Consider the following 20879-nt stretch of genomic DNA (forward strand, 5'->3'; position numbering starts at 1 on the left):
TGAACGGCTCGGTGCGTGGGGTGCTTTGCCAAACTTTTAGTTGCCGAAGGCAACCAAAATCATGGTATCCACAACCACGCTCCGACTCCAAGTCGGCACATGTGTCCGATAACTGACCCCAACCCACCCCGCCCCATTGATAGTCCGACACATCACGGGTTGCATATCGCTGCCCAAAGATGTTCCGGCGGTCAGGCACGTACGGGAGGGGAACCTTGCGTAAGTCCAGAGCACGTACAGGAAGATCGAGAGCCGGCGGGGCCGGCGGCATGACCGGGGTGGCGGCGCTCATCGGCGCCGCCGCTCTCGTCGTCACCGCGGCCCCCGCCCAGGCCGACACCCCGCGACAGGCGCCCGGGACCGAGGTGATCCCCGGTACGGGCACCGAGACCCCGGCCCTGGTGTCCGGCATCCACGAGGCCGCCGACGGCTCCGGCAGCGCGGCCGACGCGGCCCGCGGCCACCTCGCCGGCAAGGAGAGCCGCTACCGCATCGCCGACCCGCGGCGCGACCTCGCGCCCGCCCAGTCGGTGCGCAGCGGCGCGGACGAGACCGTACGGCTCCAGCAGAAGCACCGCGGCATCGACGTGCTCGGCGGCCAGTACGTCGTGCGCATGGAGCACAAGGGCGGCAAGCGGACCGTCACCGGCACCTCCGGCAAGTACTTCACCGGGCTGAAGGTCGACACGAAGGCGGCCGTCTCCGAGCGGGTCGCCGTCCAGCGGGCCGTCACCGCGACGGCCCGTGAACTCGGCGGCGCCAAGCTGGACAAGAGCGACGTCACACCGGCCGAGGGGGCGCGTACCGCGTCGGCCAAGGCGCTGACCGGCACGTCCCACGGGCTGGTCGTGCTGCCCAAGGGCGAGGGGCTGCTCGCGCACCACGTCACCGTACGGGGTACGAATCCGGCCACCGGCGAACCGGTTCAGCGCGAGGTTTATGTCGACGCGAAGGCCGGATTCCCGCTCCTCCAGTACAGCAGCATCAAGACGTTCGGCGCACCGACGGCCAAAACCGCCGAATCACCCAAGATGGCCGAAGCGCGAGGAAGCGGGGCGAAGGGCGCGATGCGGCGGGCCGCCGCCGACGACTTCCCCGGCACCACCGGTTCCGGCGTCAAGTACGACGGCAACACCGTCCCGCTCCAGCTCTACAAGGACGCCGCCCGGGGCGAGTACACGATGAACGACTACTCGCGGATGTGGGGCACCAGCAAGAACCTGATCTCCACCTGGGACGCGCGCGGCGTCGACGTCAGCGAGGCGTCCGGGCAGTGGCCCGCCGGCATCAAGGAGTTCGGCTCGCCGACGCCGGCCTTCGGCAAGGACGCCACCGAGGCCGGCGCCGTCGACGCGCACTGGGCGGCGGGCAAGGTCTACGACTACTACAAGAAGGTGCACGGCCGGGACAGCCTCGACGGGCGCGGCGGCACCATCAACTCCCTGGTCGGCGTCACCTTCTACGGCATGCCGTACGTCAACGCCTTCTGGGACGGCACCAAGATGGTGTACGGCTCGGGCGACGCCGAGTACCGGACGCTCTCCGCCGATCTCGACGTGGTCGGCCACGAGATGACGCACGGCGTCGTCGAGAACAGCGCCAACCTCGTCTACGCGGGGCAGTCCGGCGCGCTCAACGAGGGCATAGCCGACTACTTCGGCAACGCCATCGACACGGACGCGGCCGGCATGGCGATGGACGACCCGGACTCGGGGCTGCTGGGCGAGAACCTGTGCCGCACCAAGGCCCCGCGCGAGTGCGCCCTCCGCGACCTCAACGACGGCCACACCACGTCCAAGAACTTCCTGGGCGCCGGCTTCGGCACCGACAACGGCGGCGTGCACCTCAACTCGACGATCTTCTCCGGCGCGCTGTGGGACATCCGCGAGGACCTCGGCCGCACCCTCGCCGACAAGATCGTCTACAAGGCGCTGACCGCGTACATGACCCCGCTCGACGGCTTCACCGACGGCCGCAACGCCGTCCTCGCCGCCGCCAAGGACCTGGGCGTCACGGCGAAGCAACTGAACACCGTCAAGCGGTCGTTCACCGCCCACGGCATCGTGCCCGGCTGGGAGAACGCGCTGGGCGTCGACTCCGACCAGCTCTTCGGCAAGCTCAACACCGCCGGTACGGGCGTGGGCGCGGGCGGCGGCTGGTGGACCGCCGCCAAGTCGAACGACGACGGCTCCGAGCCGTACTCGATCTACGCGGGCCGCACCGACGGCACCGGCCACCCCAAGCTCATCAGCCCCAACGACGGGCGCTTCCACGTCAACCCGGCGACCGACGGCAAGACCGTGGTCTGGGCGGCCTACGGGAAGACCGATGTGGACATCGTGTCCCGGCCGCTGGCCGGCGGCCCGATCAAGAAGCTCTACACCAGCACCGGCGGCGACGTCTCCGGCATGCGCGTCGAGGGCGGCGTGGTGACCTTCGAGTCGATCGACCTGTCCGGCGGCCGGCACGTCGGCTACCTCAAGTCCGGCGACCGGGAGCCGACCTGGGTGGACGGCGGCACGTCCAAGATCAGCACCGCGCTCCCGTCGATCCACGGCGGCAAGATCGCGTACGCCAAGCTCTACCCGCAGGGCGGCACGTACAAGCTGGGCACCGAGGTGCTCGACCTGAAGACCGGCAAGGCCACGCTCATGGGGCAGCTCGGCGAGCCCCAGGGCATCGGCCAGACCGGCATCAACGGCTCCGGCGTCTACTGGCTGGTGGACGAGGTGATCACCGACCAGGGGCAGATGGCGGTGCGCCGCGCGAACCACGACGGCACCGGCGCGGCGGACCTCAGCAAGGAGACGGGCGCGGACGCGCTCTTCCCCCTCGACCTGACGGTCTCCGAGGAGGCGGTGACGGTCAACACGGAGCTGCCCGACCCGGAGTACCACAACGAGTCGCTGCCCAAGCTGTGGCAGTTCTCGCTGGACGGCAAGGCGAAGAACCGGGTCTCGTGCAACCGCGGCGAGCAGATCGCGCCCGCGGCGGCCGACGGCAAGCAGGTGGTGTGGATCGACGGCACCACCGGCTACACCGACCTGGTCACACGCTCCCGCCCGGCGGGCCTGTGCGGCTGACGCGCCGGCCGGACGAGACCGTACGTACGTGAGCTGACCGATCGGAACGAGCGAGCGGGCCCCCGGCACCGATGCCCGGGGGCCCGCCCTTGTGTGTACGGACGCGTCCGCCCGTACACACGTCGGTGGGGGCCGTGCCTGCGATGCCGACGGCCCGTCAGCCGTTGGCGAGCGCCTGGAGCCGGTCGTACGCGCCGTTGAAGACACTGTGGTCGCCGACGGTCGGGCCCGTCGAGGTGTACTGCCACATCGTGTGGAAGCCCCAGCCGGCGGGGAGTTCGCCGACCGAGGAGCTGTAGCGGGGGATCCACAGCGGGTTGGTGGCGCCGAAGCCCGCGTAGTTGCCGGTGCACGCCTTCCACCAGCTCGTCGAGGTGTAGATCACCGGGTCCCGGCCGGTCTTGGCCCGGTAGGCGGTGAAGAAGTCGCGGACCCAACCGACCATGGCGCTCGGGCTCTTGCCGTAGCAGGCCGCGCCGTACGGGTTGTACTCCATGTCGAGCGCGCCCGGCAGCGTCTTGCCGTCCCGCGACCAGCCGCCGCCGTGGGCGAGGAAGTGGGCGGCCTGGGCGGCGCCGGAGGAGGTGTCGGGGGTCGCGAAGTGGTACGCGCCGCGGATCATGCCGACGTTGTACGAGCCGTTGTACTGCTGCGCGAAGTACGGGTTGGTGTAGCCGGTGGACTCGGTCGCCTTCACATAGGCCCAGCGGACGCCGCTGTTCCACAGCGTCTGCCAGTTGACGTTGCCGTTGTGGCTGGAGACGTCCACGCCCTCCACGGAGGCGGTCAGCCGGGGGCGCGGATGGGCGCCCTGGCCGGCGCGCGCGTGGGGCTCGTGGGAGGGGAGGGTCGAGCCCATCCAGTCGCGGTCCGGGTGGGCGGGCTCGGAGCGGTCCGCTTTGGAGGTGTGACCGGTGCGGTTCGCGGCGGGATCGGGGCGGTCCGCGGCGGCGGCCGTGGCGGGCAGCGCCAGCAGGGAGAGCAGGAGGACGAGGGCGGAGCAGAGGGGGACGAGGGCGGAGGGGCGGCCGGCCGGCGCGCGGAGTCCGCGGCGGACCGGACCGGATCTGTGCTCGGGCATGCATGCCTCCGAGGGACCTAGTGGGGTATGTCCTCATACATCATGACTTATTCCCGCTCCTTGTCGATGGAGAAACCACGAATTGGAGTGGCCATGACATGTCAGACGCTACGTCCGGAGCCGGTGCGGCGATAGAGGGGCCGGGTGCTGCCGTTGGTCTAATCCTGCGAAATACTGGCCAAGCTGCGGCGATACGGCCGCGGAGAGCGGAAAGTTTCCGAGCCGAAGAGCTGGAGAGGGCGCTGACGTGCACAACACCGGGACCCCGCCGCCCGCCGGGGGCGGCGACGACCGCACCGTGGCCGGATCCATGCAGGACCGCGCGTTCCTCGCCCTGGAACGCGAGTTGGCGGTCTTCCTGCGTCGGGCCCGCGCCTCGTCGGGCGAGATGGCGCGCGCGGTCCACCCCGAACTGGAGGCCGCGGCCTACGGGCTCCTGGTCCGGCTGGAGGAGTGCGGCCCGCAGCGCGCCACCGACCTCGCCGCCTACTTCGGCGTCGGCAAGGCCACCATGAGCCGCCAACTGCGCGCCCTGGACGAGCTGGGCCTGGTCACCCGCGCCCCCGACCCGGCCGACGGCCGCGCCTCGCTCCTCTCCCTCACCGACGAGGGCCGCGCCCGCTTCACGCGCGTACGGGACGCCCGCCGCGCGCAGTACGTGCACCGGCTCGCCGACTGGGACCGCGGGGAGATCGCCGAACTGGCCCGGCTGCTCCACCAGTTCAACGCCCGCGCGGAAGCCTGAAGCGGCATCAAGGTACTGGCGGAAGCCTGAAGCGGCTTCAAGGCCCCGGCGGAAGCCTGACCCGGCTCCAAGGCCGCGCGGACGCCTGAAGCGGCTTCAAAGCCCCGGCGGAAGCCTGACCCGGCTCCAAGGCCGCGCGGAAGCCTGAACGGCTTTCTGGAGCACTGGCGGAAGCCTGACCCGGCTGTGACGCCCGCGCGGGCGCCCGATCCGCCGCCGCTGGAAGCGCCGCCCCGCGCGGCCGGCCGGTCAGGGCTCGACGAAGGCGGCGGCCGCGTCGTCGTGGCGCTTCCAGCGGCGGAACGCCCCGCCGTCCGGATCGGCGGCCTCCACCGCGCGCACCCGGTCGATCAGCGCGTCGGGCCCCTCCTTGCGCAGCACCCCCACGCAGTCCTGCCAGCTCCCCTCCCCGAACATCTCCACCCAGCGCGCCGCCCCGTCGGTGAGCGCGGCCAGCGCCCGTACGTCCGTACGCGGCGTCGTCCCCGTGACCGCGCGGGCGACCACGGCGGGGTCGGCCGCGGCGGTGAAGAAGCCGCCCTCGGCGTTGCGCTGCCCGTCCGTCACCGGGCCGAGCGCGGCCAGCGCCTCGATGCGGCCGTCGAGGACCGGGGTCACCGAGCCGTCCTGGTGCTCGATCAGCAGCGCGGAATCGGACAGAACGAGATGTTCGACGCGTTCCTCGTCCCAGCGCGCGGCGACGACGGTCGCCTGCGGGGTGCGAACGTGAGAAAGGTCACAGCTCTCGTGGTGGGCCGCGGCGGTGCGCGCGATGGCCTCGGCCAGGCACGCGGCGAGCGTCAGTTCCCGGCGCGCGGCGCACAGTTCGAGCAGCGCCCCGCCCAGCCGGGACGTGAACCAGGGGACGCCGTGCGTGCAGCCGGTGTCGGCCGGGGGCGGCGTCACGCCGTCCAGCAGGACCAGTACTCCACCGTGTCCACCCGCGGGCAGCGCCACCGACACGAAGTCCTCGTTGGGGCGTTGGGGATCTCCGGGCCGGGTGGCGAGTTCGATGCGCATCCGGCCAGTCTGCCGGAGGCCCCGCGGCGCCGCGCGGCGCGGGTCGCGCGGGGGACGGAGCCGATGGTCAAGACCTGATCGATATTCACTCCTTGGAGTGGCTGGGTCGGCGATGAGCACCCGCCCCCGATCCGGGCTGAAAGGGTCAAAAGTCGAAATCGGCACCAGGGGTGGTCCGCGCCGTTGACCGAACCGTCGTCACCTCCTGGCACCACATAGGGACAGGCGAGCGAGGATTGTGAGCACCGGTGCGGAAAAAGCGGCCTCGGGGCGGTACACACGAGCAGCAGGCGACGGTCGCGCGGCGGCGCACCACTCGCGTACGCAACCGGCTGGCCGGCTCCGCCGCGGTCGTGGCCCTCGCCGTGCTCGGCGCGGGCGCCCCCGGCGTACTCGGCGAGGCCGACGACCTCCACGAGGCACAGCGCCTCGTCGACCTCGCCAAGGCCAACAGAGGCGCCGTCGCCCTCGCGCACTCCCTGGCCGACGAGCGCGACGCGATGACCCGGTTCGTCGCCGCGGGCCGCGCCACCGGCACCGGCGGCGTCACCGAGAGCCAGCGCGCCCGTGTGGACCGCCAGATCGCCGAGTACCGCGGCCAGGCCCCGTCGCCCGTACGCGCCCTGCTCGACGCCCTCCCCAAGACCCGCCAGCAGGCCCTCACCGGCACCGGCAAGGCCGTCGACACCTTCGACGCCTACACCAAGACCGTCCAGGCCCTGCACGGCGTCGCCGACACCCTCGCCCACCGGCTGCCGGCCCGCGCCGGCACCGGCTCCGCCGCCGCCCTGCCGCCGCTCGGCCGGGCCGTCGAAGAGGCCTCGGCCACCCGCGGGCTGCTGCTCGGCGCGCTCTCCTCGCGCGGCTCCACGCAGTCCGCGCTGACCGCCACCGCCCAGGGCACGGAGCTGCGCGAGAAGACCGCGCTCGCCGACTTCGAACAGCTCGCGCCGCCCGCCGCCCGCGACTCCTACAGCGCCACCGTCAACGGCCCCGACGTCACCACCGCCGAGAACTACCTCACCCGCCTCACCGCCCGCCCCGAACTCTCCACGGCCGACCGCGACCTCCCCGAGGACGGCGTCGACTCCGCCCTCACCGCCCGCATCGACCGGATGCGCGGCGTCGAGTCGGCCCTCGCCGGCGACGAGATCACCCGGCTGGAGAAGCTGCGGAACAGCGACGTCACCGCCCTGGAGCTGGCCGCCGCGCTGCTCGCCCTCTGCCTCCTCGTCGCCGTCGGCGCCGCCGCCCAGGCCGCCCGCTCCATGACCCGCCCGCTCGCCGCCCTGCGCCTCGGCGCCCGGCGCCTGGCCGCCGACCCGGCCGGCGAGCCGATCGCCCCGACGGGGCGCGACGACGAGTTCGCCGAGGTCGTACGGTCCGTCAACGCACTCCACGAGACGGCCGCGAACCAGCGGGAGCGCATCACCCAACTGGCGGGCGAGCGGACCCGGCTCATCGGCGCCCGCCAGGCCCTCGCCGACGAACGCGAGGCGCTCCAGGCCCAGCAGGCGCGGCTGCGCGGACGTATCGACGCGCTCACCGGCACCGTGCACGGCACCTACGTCAACCTCTCGCTGCGCACCCTCGGCCTCGTCGAACGGCAGTTGACCGTCATCGAGTCCATGGAGGCGAACGAACAGGACCCCGAGCGCCTGGAAACCCTCTTCAAGCTCGACCACCTCGCCACCCGCATGCGCCGCCACAGCGAGAACCTGCTGGTCCTGGCGGGCGCGGAACACGGCTCCGGGCACGCCGGGACCGTACCCCTGCTGGACGTGCTGCGCGCCGCCATCAGCGAGACCGAGAAGTACGAACGGGTGGAGATCCAGGCCCTGCCGCCGCACGCGCAGGTCGCCGGCTTCGCGGCGGACGACGCCAGCCACCTGGTCGCGGAGCTGCTGGAGAACGCGACGGGGTTCTCGCCGCCCGACGCGCGCGTACAGCTCTCCGGCTGGCTGCTGGAGAGCGGCGACGTCATGCTCTCCGTCCAGGACGAGGGCATCGGCGTGCCGGGCGACCGGCTCGCCGCGATCAACGCTCTGCTGGCCGCCCCGGACCCGCAGGAGGCGCACGCCGCGGACGGCGAGCGGACGCTGGGCCTCGGGCTCTACGTGGTGGCGCGGCTCGCCTCCCGGCTCGGCGTGCGGGTGCAGCTACGGGCGCAGCAGCAGGGCGGCACGACCGCCGTCGTCGTCCTCCCGAACACCCTCCTGCCCACCGGGCCCTCCGGCCTGGGCCCGGCACCGGTCGTGCCGGGCGGCGCCGGGGCCCCCGCCTTCCAGCTCCCCGGCTCGATAGCGGAGGCGAACTCCAACACGCTCCCGGTCAATACGTCGCGTACTTCGCCCCCCGAACCGGCGACGGTGCCGAGGCAGCACCCCGGCCCGGGAGCCGACCCCCTCAGCGACCCCCTCATCGACGCGGCTGAACGCACCATCCAGCTCGCCGCCATCCCCGACCCGCAGCGAAAACAACAGGAGCAACGGGAACGAGACCAGGAACGAGACCAGGAACAAGACCAGGAACAAGACCAGGACCAGGAACGGGAACAGCAGCCGACCGGCCGACACGCCCGGCGGTCCGGCGAGGCCGCCTCCGGCACGGAAACCACCCCACCGGACGCGTCCGAACGGCCCGTACGACCCAAGCCGAACGGCCCCGCCGGGGTCGTGCCGCCACCCGTGACCGGCCTGCTCGCGAGCGCGTACCCGCCCGCCGCCGACGAGCACGCCCGGCCCGCGGCCGACCCGCCGCACCCCGCCGGAACGGCCCGGCACCGCCCCGCCGACCCGTCGGCCGACGGGGCCGACGAGGTCGACCGGACGGATGAACGGACCACGGACAGCGGCCTGCCCAAGCGCACCCCGCGGGTGATCACGCTGCCCGGCTCCGCGCCACGTCAGCGCCGGGGGATCGACGCGGAGGCGCTGCGCCGCCAGCTCGGCGGCTTCCAGCAGGGGGCCCGGGAAGGCCGGCTGGCCGCCGAGGCGGAGATCACGGCGGGGATCACCATGCGGAACACTGACCATCAGCAAGCGGGGGCGCTGGACGAGGCTGGCACTGCCGAGGAGGCACGCGATTGAATGCGCCGAGTACGTACGGGCTGAGCACCGAGGCCCGTAACCTGCACTGGCTGCTGGACAACCTGGTCGAAGAGGTGCCGGGCGTACGGTCGGTGACCGTCGTCTCCTCGGACGGCCTGATGCTCCTCTCCTCCGACCCGGAGCAGAACGCGGCCGCGGCCGCCGGCCCGGCGGCGCACGACGGGCCGCGCGGCTCCAGCGCGGATCTCGCCACCATCGTCTCGGGCCTCGGCAGCCTGACGACGGGCGCCGCCAAGCTCATGGAGGCCGGGATCGTCAAACAGACGATGGTGGCCATGGACGAGGGCAGCCTGTTCGTCATGGCGATCAGCGACGGTTCGCTGCTCGGCGTGCAGGCCGCCCCGGACTGCGACATGAGCGTCGTCGCGTACCACATGGCGCTCTTCGTCGGCCGGGCGGGTCATGTCCTCACCCCCGAACTCCGCAGCGAGCTGCGGAAGTCGATGGAGCCAAGGCAGGCAGAACAGTGACCTCCGCACACCGACTGCCCGCCCGCGGCTCGGGCCGGAGGCCCGGGCGCGTCCGCCCGTACTCGCTCACCGGCGGACGGACCCGCTTCGGACACGTCCTGCTCGTCGAGACCTTCGTGGCGGCGCTGGACGCCCCCGAGGAGCGGCGGGAGCTGGAATCCGGCGGCCTGGGCTCACGGGTCATGCCCGAGATGCGGGCCATCGTCGAGCTCTGCCGCCGGATGCGGTCGGTCGCCGAGATCTCCGCGCTGCTCAAGATGCCGCTCGGCGTCGTGCGCGTGCTCGTCAGCGACCTGGCCGACCAAGGAAAGATCCGCGTCTACGGCACCGGGCACGGCACCGGCCAGCCCGACCGCGCGCTGCTGGAAAGGGTGTTGAGTGGACTTCGCAGACTCTGACACGGTGATGGCCTCGCCGGCCGCCGAGGAGGGGTTGCAGAGCTGGCAGACCGACCGGAGCCGGGCGCCGATCGCCACGAAGATAGTGGTGGCCGGCGGTTTCGGCGTCGGCAAGACGACGTTCGTGGGCACGGTCTCGGAGATCACCCCGCTGACCACCGAGGCCGTGATGACCACGGCCAGTGAGGAGCTCGACGACCTCGCGGCGACGCCGGAGAAGACCACGACCACGGTCGCCATGGACTTCGGCCGGATCACGCTCGACTCCGACCTCGTGCTCTATCTCTTCGGCACGCCCGGCCAGAAGCGCTACTGGTTCATGTGGGACGACCTGGTGCGCGGCGCGATCGGCGCGGTGGTCATGGCCGACACCCGGCGGCTGGCGGACTGCTTCCCGGCGCTCGACTACTTCGAGAGCTACGGGCTGCCGTACATCGTCGCGGTCAACCACTTCGAGGGCACGACCCGCTATGAGGAGGAGGACGTGCGCGACGCGCTCTCCGTACCGCCGCGCGTACCCGTGGTGATCATGGACGCGCGCAGACGTATCACGGTGGTCGAATCCCTGCTGGCCATGGTCGGCCACGCGTACGACTCCACCCCCGAATAAGAGCTGGAGAACCATGCGGAAGATACTCGTCGTAGGAGCCGGTCAGTCCGGCCTCCAGTTGGCCCTCGGTCTGCAGTCGCAGGGCTACGAGGTCACCCTGATGTCCAACCGCACCGCCGACGAGGTCCGCGCCGGCCGGGTCATGTCCACCCAGTGCATGTTCGACACGGCGCTCCAGCACGAGCGCGACCTCCAGATCAACTTCTGGGAGAGCCAGGCCCCCCGCATCCAGGGGCTCGGCGTCTCCGTCGCGGCCCCCGACTCCTCGCGCGCCGTCGACTGGGTCGGCATGCTGGACGGCTACGCGCAGTCGGTCGACCAGCGGATCAAGATGGCCGGCTGGATGGAGACGTTCGCGCAGCGCGGCGGGCAGCTCGTCATCCACGGGGCGGCCGTTTCCGACCTCGACTTCTTCGCCCGCCGCTACGACCTGGTGCTGGTCTCCGCGGGCAAGGGCGAGCTGGTGTCGATGTTCGGCCGGGACGCGGCGCGCTCCCCGTACACCGCGCCGCAGCGGGCGCTGGCCGTCGCCTATGTGCACGGCATGGGGCCGCGCCCCGAGCACCCGGACTTCGACGCGGTCCGCTGCAATCTGGTGCCCGGGGTCGGCGAGCTGTTCGTCATGCCGACGCTCACCAACTCCGGCCGGGCCGACATCCTCTTCTGGGAGGGCTTGCCCGGCGGCCCGCTCGATGTCTTCCAGGGCATGAAGGACCCCAACGAACACCTCGCGGTCACCTTGGAGCTGCTGGAGCGGTACCTCCCCTGGGAGTACGCGCGCTCCACCAAGGTGGAGCTGACCGACGCCAACGGCACGCTGGCCGGGCGCTACACCCCGACCGTCCGCGACCCCGTCGGGCGGCTGCCCGGCGGCGGCCTGGTGCTCGGCGTCGGGGACGTGGTCGTGGCCAACGACCCGATCACCGGGCAGGGCTCCAACTCGGCGTCCAAGTGCGCGGCCTCGTACCTCGCCTCGATCGTCGAGCGCGGCGAGGAGCCCTTCGACGAGCAGTGGATGCGGGAGACGTTCGACCGCTACTGGCGGACCGCCCAGCACGTCACCAAGTGGACCAACGCGATGCTGGCCCCGCCGCCGGAGCACGTCCTGAACATCATCGGCGCGGCCGGCCAGTTCCAGCCGATAGCGGACCGGTTCGCCAACGGCTTCGACGACCCGTCGGACTTCGAGAACTTCTTCTACGACCCGGCCAAGGCCGAGGCGTATCTCGGCGAGGTCGCGGCCCGGGTCTGACCCCGGGCGGGCGCAAGGGGTGCGGTCTGCCACGGCCGCACCCCTTCGCCGTACCGCCGCGCGGTCAGGGATATGACACAGGCTCTCAGCTCTTCGGCGCCCCGGCGGAGCCGTAGCCGGTGTCCGAGCCGGCCGCCGCGCCCGCGGGCAGCCGCGGCGGCTTGTAGTCCTTCACCGGCTCCTTGCCCTGGTCCGGGCGGACGGCCCCGAGCAGCGGGTTCGCCGCTATGGGCGACACCTTCACCTTCGCGCCGGGCCGCGGCGCCTGCACCACCAGGCCGTCCCCTGTGTAGAGGGCGACGTGGGTGGCCCCCTTGAAGTAGACGACCAGGTCGCCGGGGCGCAGTTGGTTGAGGGGCACCCGCGGCAGGGTCTTCCACTGCTCCTGGCTGGTGCGCGGGATCGGGTCGCCCGCGTGCGCCCACGCCTGGGAGGTGAGGCCCGAGCAGTCGAAGGAGTCCGGCCCGGTGGCGCCCCAGACGTAGGGCTTGCCGAGCTGCTTGAAGGCGTACGCGACGGCGGCCTCGCCGTCCTTGGAGGGGGCCCGCGATCCGCTCAGCGCGCCGCTCGCCAGCAGCTTGTCCTGGGCCTCGCCGACGTCCCGCTGTTCCAGCCGCTGGAGCTCGGCGAGCTGATCGCCGGTCAGCGACGCCAGCATCTTCTCGACCTCGGCGAGCCGCTGCTTGACGGTGTCGCGCTGCTTCTTCTGGGTGGCCGCGAGGGATTCCTGCACGTCGAGGGCGGCCAGCGCGTCGGTCGCGAGCTGGTCGGCCTGCTGTTCGCCGCCGGTGAGCCGCTTGATCAGCGCGGCCCGCCGGTCGGCCTCGCGCTTGAGCTGGTGGCCCTGGTCCAGGGCCTCCTGCGGGTCGCGGCTGAGCAGGAACCGTACGTACGGGGAGAGGGCGCCGGTGCCGCCGCGGTACTGCTCGCGGGCGAGCCGTCCGGCGTCGTTCCTGCTGTTGGCGAGCGCGACCCGGACGTCGGCCAGCTCGGTGTTGAGCTGGTCGACGCGGGCCCGCTGCTTCTTCAGCTTCTCCTCGGTCCCGTTGTATGTCTCGGTGGCCTCCTCGGCCTTCTGATACAGCGTCTGGAGCTGGGTGAGGAGCTCGCTGACCGGGACGTCCGGGGGGTCCTTCGGTGACGCGAAGGCCATGGGCGCGGGCAGTGCGAACGCCGCCGTGGCGACCACCGCCGCCGTGCACACCGACCGTACGAACCGTCCGGACACGATTACCTCCATGAGTGGCCCAGATCAATGGCCTAGATCATTTGGCCCAGGAAGGGATCGTGCCATGACCAATGCTATTAACGGCAGTGGTACGGGCGATTCCGCCCCACCTCGCCACTGAATGGCCGCCTTCGCGTCACCTGACCGGCGGGGGCCCTGGGACGCTAGCGCCGGTAGTAGGCGTCGAAATTCTTGGAGAACTCCCGCTTGTTGAAGGAGTCCCAATTCACCGACCAGGCCATCAGCCCGCGCAGCGCGGGCCAGGTGCCGTGGGTGGCGTAGCCGCCGCACGAGGTCTTCTTCGTCAGGCAGTCGAGGGCTTTGTTCACCTCGCCGGGCGTGGTGTGGCCGTTGCCCGCGGTGGGGCTCGCGGGCAGGCCGATGGCGACCTGGGAGGGCTTCAGGGCGGGGAAGACGTTGTTCTTGTCGCCCGCGACGGGGAAGCCGGTGAGCAGCATGTCCGTCATGGCGATGTGGAAGTCCGCGCCGCCCATCGAGTGGTACTGGTTGTCGAGCCCGGTGATCGGGCCCGAGTTGTAGTCCTGTACGTGCAGCAGGGTGAGGTCGTCGCGCAGGGCGTGGATGACCGGCAGGTACGCGCCCGCGCGCGGGTCCTGCCCGCCCCACTTGCCCGAGCCGTAGTACTGGTAGCCGAGCTGCACGAAGAAGGTCTCCGGCGCCATGGTGAGCGTGAAGCCGGCGCCGTACTTCGCCTTCAGGGTCTTGACCGCCGAGATCAGGTTCACGATGACGGGGGTCTTGGGGTTCTTGAAGTCGGTGTCGCCGGTGTTCAGGGAGAGCGAGTGGCCCTCGAAGTCGATGTCCAGGCCGTCGAGCCCGTACCGGTCGATGATCGCGCCGACGGACCTGACGAACGCGTCGCGGGCGGCGGTGGTGGTCAGCCGCACCTGGCCGTTCTGGCCGCCGATGGAGATGAGGACCTTCTTGCCCGCCGCCTGCTTGGCCTTGATCGCGGCCTTGAACTCGTCCTCGGACTCCACGTTCGGACACTCGCTCTTGGGGCAGCGGTCGAAGCGGATGTCGCCCGAGGTGGTGGAGGTCGGCTCGCCGAAGGCCAGGTCGATGACGTCCCAACTGTCCGGCACGTCGGCCATCCGTACGTATCCGGAACCGTTGGCGAAGCTGGCGTGCAGATAGCCCACGAGCGCGTGCTCGGGCAGGGCGGCCGCGGTCTTGGCGGTGGCGGTCTCGGCGGTGGCCGTGCGGGCGGGGGCGGAACGGGCCTCCGCGTGGGCGGTGGGAAGGTACGCGGCGGTGGAGAGCAGAGCGGCGGCGGCGACCGCCGCAAGCGATGCGGACAGCGTTCTCTCGCGCAGGGGCATGGGGGGTGCTCCTTGGTGTCGACGGCGGTACGGGTGGTGGGGGCGTGCCGGTCGAGCGGTCGGGAGAGGGGGCCGCCCTCGCAGGGGAGGGACCGGCTCCGGTCCGGCCCCGGGCGCGGCAGGCGCGGAGCCTTCGGACACGGAGCCAGGGAGTTCGCCAAGGCGGACCCCTCTGGTCCAGCAGCAAACCGGTCTGGACCACTGGTGTCAATGGTCCGGACCAAACCCCGCCGGTCCGTCCCCCCGCGGTCAACCGTCCCGCGTCCACGGCCACTTCAGCCGACTGGCCGGCCGGCCCTCCGGCGCATACTCGTACCGCCACCCCCGCGGCAGCCCCAGCCGCTTCGTCGTACCGGCCGGGGCCCGGAGGTACACGTGGACGGTCGGCGGCCGCCCGTCGTCGTTCGGCACCGGGATCTCGTACACCTTCGGCGGCTGCCCGGTCGCCCCCACCAGCACCGGCAGCACCCGCCCGTCCAGCGGCCCGCCCACGAACAGGGTGTCTTCGCTTCTCACCCCACCAGTCTCCGCCAGAGCGCCCCGAATCCCGCGCCACGCGCGACGGCGCGCGGGGCGGCGGCGTGCCGGGGCGCGGCGCGGGCTCGTACGGTCAAGGGGGGCGGGCTCGTACGGCCAAGGGGCCCGGGTCTCCACTGCCCGCGCCCTTACGTGCGTACGCGCGTCAGAGCAGGTGGGCCGCGTCGGAGACGACCGGGAGGACGGCCCGTGCCAGGCGGCCCGCCGCGCCGTCCGGCAGCTCCATGGCCAGGGCGGCCCGCGTCACGCGCGCCGTCTGCTCGTCGCTCGCCGAGGTCGCCGTCAGCATCGCCACGAAGTGGTCCACGAGCCAGTCGCGCAACTCGTCCACCGGCGGCCGCTTCCCCTCGTCCAGCCAGATCAGGGAGGCCGCCTCGACGGCCGTTATCCAGGTGCGCACCATCATCCGCAGCCGCGGGCCCGGCTCGGGGACCTGGAGGTGGGTGAGGATCTGGTCGGCGGCGGCCCGCCGCACCTCGTCCACGATCGCGCCCGTACGGGACGTCTCCACCACGCTCCCGCCCTGGAGCAGCGCGCTGAACCCCGCGTCGTGCTCGTCGACGAACGCGAGGTAGCGGTCGAGGGCCGCCGCGAGCCGGTGGGTGAGCGGCCCGGTGCGCGGTACGGCGAAGCACAGCTCCAGCTCGTCGGCCGCGCTGCGCAGCGCGGCCTCGTACAACTGCTGCTTGCCGCCCGGGAAGTAGCGGTAGACCAGCGGCCGGGAGACCTCGGCCGCGGCGGCGACGTCGTCCAACGAGATGTCCTCGGGGGCGCTGTGGGCGAAGAGCCCCAGCGCGGCCGTGATGAGCTGCGCCCGGCGCTCCTCGACGCTGAGCCTGCGGTACGAGCCGCGCGCGACCGGGTCCCGCCGCGTGCCGCCTGATCTCGGGTTCAGCTCCTGGGGCGCGCGGCTGTTGCTCATACTCCGCAGCGTAACCGCCATGCCGGGACGGCGGTCGGGGCGGTGGGGGAGTGCGGACGGGCGGCTCGCGGGCGGGGGCGCGTACGGGCGGGGAGGCGCGTACGGGCCGGGCTCGCTCGCCGGCCGGGCGCGCGTACGGGCCGGACTCGCGTGGCGGTGGCGGGGCCGGGCCCGTGGGGCCTACGGGGTCAGGCCAGCAGGCCCGAGCTGCGCCACAGCCGGCGGCCGACGCCGCGCATCACGCCGATGTCGTCCAGGAAGTCGGTGAGCCGCTTGGCGCCCGTCTGCATCACCTCGCGGCGGTGGCCGCTCTCCTTCACCTGCCGGACGGCCTCGCGCCGGTCGAGCCCGACGTTGGTGTAGACCTCGGGGTTGACGAAGGCGATGGAGAAGACACGGGCGGCCTCGCCGGAGCTGAGGCGGGTCAACTGGGCCTCCCAGCGCGGGCAGGAGACCATCTGGCGGCGCAGCTCCTCGCGCGCGTACCGGACGTGCCGGGCCTCTTCCACGACGTGGATGCGGGTGACGCCGCGGACGATGGTCTGCACGCGCTCGTCGGGGAAGGTGAGCCGCTGCATGTAGTCGAGGATCTCCTCGCCGAGCAGTGTGCACGCGAACGAACCGGGCGTCGTGGAGACGGTCTTCAGGACGCGCGCCAGGTTGTGGTGGAAGCGGGAGACCGGGTAGGTGGGGGCGCCGCCCTTCTCGATCATGCGGGCGAACATCTTGGAGTGGCGGCACTCGTCGGCTATCTCGGTGAGCGCGTACCGGACGTGCGCGCTGGTCACGGACTTGTCGTAGACGTGCCGGACCAGGAGCTGCATCAGGATGATCTCGAACCAGATGCCGAGGGAGGCGAGCGACGCGGCCTCGTGGCGGGAGAGTTCGAGCCGCTGCTCGTGCGGCATCCGGTGCCACATCGGGGTGTCGTAGAGGGAGAGCAGCTCCGGCGGCCAGTACCACTTGCCGTCCTCGACGGGGGAGACCCAGTCGAGTTCGGTGTCCGGGTCGAAGGAGTGCTTGGCGGAGGAGGCGAGCAGCCGCTCGGCGACCTGCTCGCGGTCCTTGAGGAGGCCGAGCGCGTCCCGCAGGACGGCGACATCGTGCTCGGTCGCCTCGGACCTTTCGGACGCGGTCTTTTGGGGAGCGGTGGTCATGGCTGAGTACACCTCATCGTTGGGTTACCCGCGGTCACTCCCTTATGAGACTGCTTGTCAGCAAGGCCGTCAATCCCCCTCGCGCAACTTGTTGACCCAGCGGTAACGGGCGTGTGAGCCTGCCCAACGACCCTTGGTACACGGGACGGGAGGCGCCACATGCCGACACGGAAGCCGCTGCCACAGGAGTTCGGAGAACGGAGCTGGGAGGTGCCCGCGAGCGGCGCGGCCCGTTTCAGCTGGGAGGCGATGTACCCGGGCCAGGCGGACGGCGCCGGCCGCGAACGGCTCCTCGCCCTCTACCAGAAGGGCAAGGACAAGCAGTGGGACTCGGCCCGCCGCATCGACTGGGACCTCGAAGTGGACCCGTACGACCCGCTCGGTGTCCCCGACGAGAACATGACCATCTACGGCAGCCCGTACTGGGACCGGATGAGCGAGCGCAACCGGGCGGACTTGCGCCGCCACTACGGCTCCTGGCAGTTCAGCCAGTTCCTCCACGGCGAACAGGGCGCGATGGTGTGCGCGGCCCGCATCGTGGAGTCCGCCCCCGACCTCGACGCGAAGTTCTACTCCGCCACCCAGACCATGGACGAGGCCCGGCACGCGGAGGTCTACGGCCGCTTCCTGCACGAGAAGGTCGGCCTGGTCTATCCCATCAACGACAACCTCCAGGCGCTGCTCGGCGACACCCTGCGCGACTCCCGCTGGGACATGCCGTACCTCGGCATGCAGGTGCTGATCGAGGGGCTCGCGCTCGCCGCCTTCGGCATGCTCCGCGACACCACGGACAAGCCGCTGCCCCGGCAGATCCTCGCCTACGTGATGCAGGACGAGGCGCGGCACGTCGCGTTCGGGCGGATGGCGCTGCGCGACTACTACCGGCAGTTGACCGACGCGGAGCTGCGCGAGCGCGAGGAGTTCGTCATCGAGGGCTGCTATCTGATGCGCGACCGGCTGCGCGGCGACGAGGTCCTGACCGGCTTCGGCATCCCCGAGCGCGAGGCGGCCGAGTTGAGCGAGGGCTCCGAGTATCTCCAGCTCTTCCGGAAGCTCCTGTTCAGCCGCATCGTGCCGTGCGTCAAGGACATCGGCCTGTGGGGCGAGCGGCTGCAGCGCGCCTACGCCGACATGGGCGTCTTCGAACTGGGCGACTCCAACCTGGATCTGCTTATGGCGCAGGACGAGGAGATCGCCGAGCGGCTGGACGCGCGGCGCTTCGAGGCGGAGGAGGCGGCGCGTACGGCGGAGGTCGCCGAGGCGATCGCGCGGGGCGCGGAAGGATAGCGATCCGATGGGTGCGAAGAGGGTGACGTACGGTGCTCATGAACGGGGATGAGTACTGAGGGGGACACACCGATGTCGACACCGCCGCCACCACCGCCATCGTCACCGCCGCCGAACGGATCGGGGGCGCAGGGGCCGTACGGGCAGGGGGCGCCTGGGGCGTACGGGCAGCCTCCCCAGTACCCCCAATATCCGCAGTTCCCTCAGTACCCCCAGCAGGGCTATCCGCAGGGGTACCCCGGCGGCTGGGGGCAGCCGCCGATGCCGCCTCCGGTCCCGCCGCGGCGCGGGATGGGACCGGGCAAGATCGTCGCCATCGTGGCCGGGTCCCTGGCCGGGATCGTGGTCCTGGGCGCCGTGGTGACCGCGATCACGTCGAACGGCGGCTCGTCGAAGTCGTCGTCCGCCGCCCCGGCGGACTCGTCCTCCCCCTCGGCGCCGTCCTCACCCTCGGACGCGCCCTCGGGCGGGCCCTCGTCGGCGCCGGACGCGCCGTCGGCGGAGTACCGGCTGACCGTCCCCAAGTCCCTGGCGGGCGGCAAGTACACCCTGGCCAAGGATCTGACCAGCTCGCTCGACGACAAGCTGGGCCCCCGCAACTCGGGGCCGAACGAGCGCGGCATGCGCAACGCCGGTGGCCAGTACCTGTCCGCGTCCGGGGGGACGCCGACCACGCTGGTCTTCTCGGGCATGTACGGCGACATCGCCGACCCGGACGTGGCCGTGGACAGCATGCTCAGGGGCGTCGGCGAGGCGGACGGGACCGAGGTCACCACGCCCGCCCGCACCATCACGCCGCCCGGCGCGCACGAGCCGGTGCGCTGCCAGGTGATCAGCCTCAAGCGCGCGGGCGCGTCCGGGACCATGCCCGTCTGCGCGTGGAGCGACCACAGCACCGTGGCCACGGTGCTGGAGACGGGCGGCGTGGCGAACGGCGGCGGCACGCCGGACGACGTGCGGGCGCTGGCGCAGCGGGCTGCGGCGGTACGGGACGAGGTCCGCGTCACGTCGCCGTGAGCGCGTTGACGCGGCCCGCGCCCCGGTGTCCGTACGCGGGTCAGTCAGTCAGTCGGTCAGCCGGTCAGGAGCCGAGCGGGAACCAGACGGCCCGTGACTTCTTCCACTCGGCGTGCGGCAGCTCCTTGGCCTCGGTGCCGTCGCCGTACAGGTCGGCCGAGCCGGCGTCCGTGATGACCTGCACCTTGGCGCCGGGCGCGGTGAGGTCGGGGACGTCGACGACGGCCTCCCAGCCGCCGGGGTCGGCGGTCGGCAGGTCGAGCCGCTTGACCGGCTGGTGCCTGGCGACGCCGTCCCAGGCGTACAGCGCGTACGGCTCGCTGTTGTCCTCGGCGGCCCAGGAGCCGGCGACGATCAGGTACTGGCCGGCGGCGTTGCGCCGGATGTCGCGGACGCTGAGGCCGCCGAGGTCGAGGGTGATCGGCTCGCCGAAGGCGGCGTGCACGGCCTTTTCCCCCTTGCCGGTCCCCTTGTCGGCCTTCGTGAGCTTGTCCATGTTGGTGACCGGTACGAGCAGCGCCTTGCCGCCCTTCTTCGGCGGGACCAGCGGCGCCCGGAAGCCGACGTAGGCGGTGCTGGAGCTGCCCGGCGCGAACTCCATCCCCTCCACGTTGAAGCCGTCGATCTGCTTGGGCGCCTGGCCGTCGGCGGTGCCGTCGGCGAATCCGAAGCGGTTCCCGTGGTCCTGGTCCCACTTGACGAGGTCGTCGCGGAGCCCGTGGTACGAGCCGCCGAGCTTCAGCTCCGTGTCCGCGCCGGAGCCGGTGACGGTGGTGGTGAACAGCGTGGAGCGGTCCGGCTTCGGCTTGCCCTTCTTGCTGTTGCCCATGGACCCGGTCCAGTAGATCGTGTCGCCGACGCGGGTCGCGGCCTCGATGTCGATCTCCGCGTCGACGCCGAGCTTCGAGCTGAAGTCCCAGGTCTTGACCGGCCCGCCGGAGGCGTCGCGGCGGTACAGCCGCAGGGTGTTGTTCTCGTCGTCGGCGACGACCATGTAGCCGCCGCCGACGTCCACCGCGGCGGAGGAGTCGCCGGCCCCGGTGAGGTAGCGGGTGTCGGCGGCGGCGTCGTGGACCGCGCCGGAGGCGGCGTAGTGCAGGGTGGTGGTGGCGCTCTTCCCGCCCGCTCCCTCCACCTTCAGCGTGAGGTCGGCGTATCCGCGCCCGCGCGCCTTGACGGCCACCTGCCGGCTGGCGCCGCTCCCGGTGATCCGTACGTCGCCCGCCTTCGCGACCGCGTCACGGGAGCTGGCGGTGGCGCTGACCTTGAGCGCGTCGCCGTCGGCCCCGCTCTGGGCGACCGTGACGGTGACGGTCGGGTCGCCCGTGGCGCCGACCGCGCCGGACAGATAGCCGGCGGACAGCTTGATGGACGGCTTGCCGGGCGCCGCCGCCGCGGAGGCCGGCAGGGACAGCGCGGCGGAACCGGCGGCGAGCGCCAGGGCTATGCCGCAGCCGAGGACCCGGTTGCGGCGCGGGGAGTGCGCGGTGGGGGAGAGCACGGTGGGGGAGAGCACGGTGGTCGTCAACCCTTCTCCTGAACGGGCGCCGGCACCGGGTTCGACGAGCGTCGGTCGTACGTGCGTACCCGGCTCAGGCTTGAGATCGAACCATGAGCCA

General features: G+C 72.0%; 16 protein-coding genes and 1 pseudogene. 9 read left to right on the plus strand and 8 right to left on the minus strand.

What is annotated here, in order from left to right; genetic code table 11:
* Nucleotides 1–269 precede the first annotated feature (269 nt).
* A complete protein-coding gene (locus tag IF55_RS26880; RefSeq protein WP_211270042.1) occupies nt 270–3083 on the plus strand; it encodes a M4 family metallopeptidase in 2814 nt (937 codons plus the stop codon).
* A 157-nt stretch (nt 3084–3240) separates the two neighbouring features.
* Here IF55_RS26880 and IF55_RS26885 read toward each other — a convergent pair whose 3' ends face one another.
* Nucleotides 3241–4164 (minus strand): lysozyme, encoded by a 924-nt coding sequence (locus tag IF55_RS26885; RefSeq protein WP_030878882.1) that lies wholly within the window; start codon nt 4162–4164, stop codon nt 3241–3243.
* A 310-nt stretch (nt 4165–4474) separates the two neighbouring features.
* Here IF55_RS26885 and IF55_RS26890 point away from each other — a divergent pair, with 310 nt between their 5' ends.
* Nucleotides 4475–4909: a MarR family winged helix-turn-helix transcriptional regulator gene (locus tag IF55_RS26890; protein WP_048832565.1), complete on the plus strand. Its 435-nt coding sequence runs from the start codon at nt 4475–4477 to the stop codon at nt 4907–4909.
* Nucleotides 4910–5158: 249 nt separating this feature from the next.
* Here IF55_RS26890 and IF55_RS26895 read toward each other — a convergent pair whose 3' ends face one another.
* Nucleotides 5159–5929: a protein phosphatase 2C domain-containing protein gene (locus tag IF55_RS26895; protein WP_030878889.1), complete on the minus strand. Its 771-nt coding sequence runs from the start codon at nt 5927–5929 to the stop codon at nt 5159–5161.
* A 248-nt stretch (nt 5930–6177) separates the two neighbouring features.
* On the opposite strand from IF55_RS26895, the gene IF55_RS26900 reads away from it, so the two are divergent.
* From IF55_RS26900 to IF55_RS26920, 5 genes are read left to right on the plus strand one after another with little or no spacing between them, the layout of a single operon-like run.
* Nucleotides 6178–9018, plus strand: coding sequence for a sensor histidine kinase (locus IF55_RS26900; protein WP_030878891.1), 2841 nt, complete (start codon nt 6178–6180; stop codon nt 9016–9018).
* Entirely contained in the window at nt 9015–9509 is a 495-nt protein-coding gene (locus IF55_RS26905) for a roadblock/LC7 domain-containing protein (RefSeq protein WP_030878894.1), read from the plus strand. Before IF55_RS26900 ends, IF55_RS26905 begins: the two co-directional genes overlap by 4 nt.
* Nucleotides 9506–9907, plus strand: coding sequence for a DUF742 domain-containing protein (locus IF55_RS26910; protein ID WP_030878896.1), 402 nt, complete (start codon nt 9506–9508; stop codon nt 9905–9907). Before IF55_RS26905 ends, IF55_RS26910 begins: the two co-directional genes overlap by 4 nt.
* A gap of 7 nt (nt 9908–9914) precedes the next feature.
* Entirely contained in the window at nt 9915–10517 is a 603-nt protein-coding gene (locus IF55_RS26915) for a GTP-binding protein (protein WP_211270045.1), read from the plus strand.
* 13 nt (nt 10518–10530) lie between these two features.
* Nucleotides 10531–11769 carry a styrene monooxygenase/indole monooxygenase family protein gene (locus IF55_RS26920; protein WP_030878903.1) on the plus strand — a complete coding sequence of 413 codons (1239 nt, stop codon included), beginning with the start codon at nt 10531–10533 and terminating at the stop codon, nt 11767–11769.
* An 85-nt stretch (nt 11770–11854) separates the two neighbouring features.
* Here the strand turns inward: IF55_RS26920 and IF55_RS26925 are convergent, their stop codons facing one another.
* The 5 genes and pseudogenes from IF55_RS26925 to IF55_RS26945 all read right to left on the minus strand — a co-directional run bounded on the left by IF55_RS26925 (nt 11855) and on the right by IF55_RS26945 (nt 16956).
* Nucleotides 11855–12997 carry a C40 family peptidase gene (locus IF55_RS26925; RefSeq protein ID WP_030878906.1) on the minus strand — a complete coding sequence of 381 codons (1143 nt, stop codon included), beginning with the start codon at nt 12995–12997 and terminating at the stop codon, nt 11855–11857.
* 164 nt (nt 12998–13161) lie between these two features.
* Nucleotides 13162–14235 (minus strand): annotated as a pseudogene (locus tag IF55_RS26930) (chitinase); the annotation flags it as partial.
* Between the two features lie 354 nt (nt 14236–14589).
* A complete protein-coding gene (locus IF55_RS26935) occupies nt 14590–14856 on the minus strand; it encodes a hypothetical protein (protein ID WP_030878911.1) in 267 nt (88 codons plus the stop codon).
* Between the two features lie 166 nt (nt 14857–15022).
* Nucleotides 15023–15799: a TetR/AcrR family transcriptional regulator gene (locus tag IF55_RS26940; protein ID WP_078645273.1), complete on the minus strand. Its 777-nt coding sequence runs from the start codon at nt 15797–15799 to the stop codon at nt 15023–15025.
* 188 nt (nt 15800–15987) lie between these two features.
* The gene (locus tag IF55_RS26945) at nt 15988–16956 is read right to left on the minus strand and encodes an AurF N-oxygenase family protein (RefSeq protein WP_030878916.1); all 969 of its coding nucleotides are present in this window, start codon (nt 16954–16956) and stop codon (nt 15988–15990) included.
* Between the two features lie 159 nt (nt 16957–17115).
* Between IF55_RS26945 and IF55_RS26950 the strand changes: the two genes are divergently transcribed.
* Both IF55_RS26950 and IF55_RS26955 read left to right on the plus strand, forming a co-directional pair.
* On the plus strand, nt 17116–18243 hold the full coding sequence (locus IF55_RS26950) for a ferritin-like domain-containing protein (RefSeq protein ID WP_030878919.1): 1128 nt from the start codon (nt 17116–17118) through the stop codon (nt 18241–18243).
* A gap of 318 nt (nt 18244–18561) precedes the next feature.
* Nucleotides 18562–19260 (plus strand): hypothetical protein, encoded by a 699-nt coding sequence (locus IF55_RS26955; RefSeq protein WP_157854301.1) that lies wholly within the window; start codon nt 18562–18564, stop codon nt 19258–19260.
* A 64-nt stretch (nt 19261–19324) separates the two neighbouring features.
* On the opposite strand, the gene IF55_RS26960 is transcribed toward IF55_RS26955, so the two are convergent.
* Nucleotides 19325–20788 carry a hypothetical protein gene (locus tag IF55_RS26960; RefSeq protein WP_398243090.1) on the minus strand — a complete coding sequence of 488 codons (1464 nt, stop codon included), beginning with the start codon at nt 20786–20788 and terminating at the stop codon, nt 19325–19327.
* Nucleotides 20789–20879 lie beyond the last annotated feature (91 nt).

Source organism: Streptomyces varsoviensis (genome assembly GCF_000718635.1).
Classification (GTDB): domain Bacteria; phylum Actinomycetota; class Actinomycetes; order Streptomycetales; family Streptomycetaceae; genus Streptomyces; species Streptomyces varsoviensis.

What these genes read in the sequence shown, in the direction of transcription:
- IF55_RS26885 (WP_030878882.1), bottom strand. Translation starts at nt 4,164, where the DNA reads ATGCCCGAGCACAGATCCGGTCCGGTCCGCCGCGGACTCCGCGCGCCG.
- IF55_RS26945 (WP_030878916.1), bottom strand. Translation starts at nt 16,956, where the DNA reads ATGACCACCGCTCCCCAAAAGACCGCGTCCGAAAGGTCCGAGGCGACC.
- IF55_RS26920 (WP_030878903.1), top strand. Translation starts at nt 10,531, where the DNA reads ATGCGGAAGATACTCGTCGTAGGAGCCGGTCAGTCCGGCCTCCAGTTG.
- IF55_RS26915 (WP_211270045.1), top strand. Translation starts at nt 9,915, where the DNA reads ATGGCCTCGCCGGCCGCCGAGGAGGGGTTGCAGAGCTGGCAGACCGAC.
- IF55_RS26895 (WP_030878889.1), bottom strand. Translation starts at nt 5,929, where the DNA reads ATGCGCATCGAACTCGCCACCCGGCCCGGAGATCCCCAACGCCCCAAC.
- IF55_RS26950 (WP_030878919.1), top strand. Translation starts at nt 17,116, where the DNA reads ATGCCGACACGGAAGCCGCTGCCACAGGAGTTCGGAGAACGGAGCTGG.
- IF55_RS26880 (WP_211270042.1), top strand. Translation starts at nt 270, where the DNA reads ATGACCGGGGTGGCGGCGCTCATCGGCGCCGCCGCTCTCGTCGTCACC.
- IF55_RS26940 (WP_078645273.1), bottom strand. Translation starts at nt 15,799, where the DNA reads ATGAGCAACAGCCGCGCGCCCCAGGAGCTGAACCCGAGATCAGGCGGC.
- IF55_RS26890 (WP_048832565.1), top strand. Translation starts at nt 4,475, where the DNA reads ATGCAGGACCGCGCGTTCCTCGCCCTGGAACGCGAGTTGGCGGTCTTC.